Origin of the sequence: Glycomyces sp. NPDC021274, assembly GCF_040641195.1 — a bacterium.
Taxonomy (GTDB): Bacteria; Actinomycetota; Actinomycetes; order Mycobacteriales; family Micromonosporaceae; genus Glycomyces.
In genome coordinates this window covers 1-1,086 of sequence record NZ_JBFADC010000121.1, presented here as the reverse complement: position 1 = coordinate 1,086, position 1,086 = coordinate 1, and the positions used below count along the sequence as shown (strand labels likewise).

Here is a 1,086-nt window from a genome sequence, read left to right as displayed (position 1 = left end):
TCTCGCAGGTGTTGGACGCCTTCAGGCCCATCTTGTGCTCGACGTTGGTGGCGTAGACGCCGTTGCGCTCGCCCAGCTCGCCGGTCTCGAAGTCGAACTCGTACTTCGGCACGAGGAAGAGGGAGAGGCCCTTGGTGCCGGGGCCGTGGCCCTCGGGGCGGGCGAGGACGTAGTGGAGGATGTTCTCCGCCATGTCGTGCTCACCGGAGGTGATGAAGCGCTTCACGCCCTCGATGTGCCAGGAGCCGTCCTCCTGCTTGACCGCCTTGGTGCGGCCGGCGCCGACGTCCGAGCCGGCGTCGGGCTCGGTCAGCACCATGGTGGAGCCCCAGCCCTTCTCCGTGGCGACCTTGGCGATGTGCTTCTGCTGCTCGGTGCCCTCCTCGAAGAGCACGCCCGCGAAGGCCGGACCGGAGGCGTACATCCACACGGCGGGGTTCGAGCCAAGGATGGACTCGGCGAAGGCCCACAGCAGGGAACGCGGCGTCGTGGTGCCGCCGATCTCCTCCGGGACACCCAGGCGCCACCATTCGGCGTCCATGTACGCCTGGTAGCTCTTCTTGAAGGTGTCCGGCACCGGCGCGGTGTTGGTGTCCGGGTCGAAGACCGGGGGGTTCCGGTCGGCGTCGGCGTACGAATCGGCCAGCTCGTTCTCCGAGAGTCGAGCGATCTCGGACAGCACGCTCTTGGCGGTGTCGACGTCCATCTCCGCGAACGGTCCGGTGCCGTACACGCTGTCACGGCCGAACACCTCGAAGAGGTTGAACTCGATGTCGCGGAGATTCGACTTGTAGTGCCCCATGGGTACGGCTCCGTAAGGGTTCGGGAGGGCCTCTGTACGAGGAAGACCTCGACGCGAGGAAGGGACCTCGATACGCAATACCAGCAAGTAGCTACGATGATGCTACCCATCAGTAATAAGAAGCAACCCCTAACGGCCGATCTGTGACGAGCGTCCCCCGCGCCACCCCGAATCAGTACGCTGTGGCGCATGTACGGCTACGACCAGAACGCGGGTGCCGGGCAGCAGTACGGAGCGCCGCCCCCGCCGCAGCAACCGGCCCCCGGGGGCTACGGCGAGCAGCC

Annotated in this window: 1 protein-coding gene; it reads right to left on the bottom strand. The window is 66.4% G+C overall.

Annotated features, from left to right (window positions below; genetic code table 11):
* A partial coding sequence (locus AB0I03_RS27035) for an acyl-CoA dehydrogenase family protein (RefSeq protein ID WP_360417475.1) occupies nucleotides 1-802 on the bottom strand: 802 nt, incomplete at its 3' end.
* Between the last annotated feature and the right edge of the window lie 284 nt (nucleotides 803-1,086).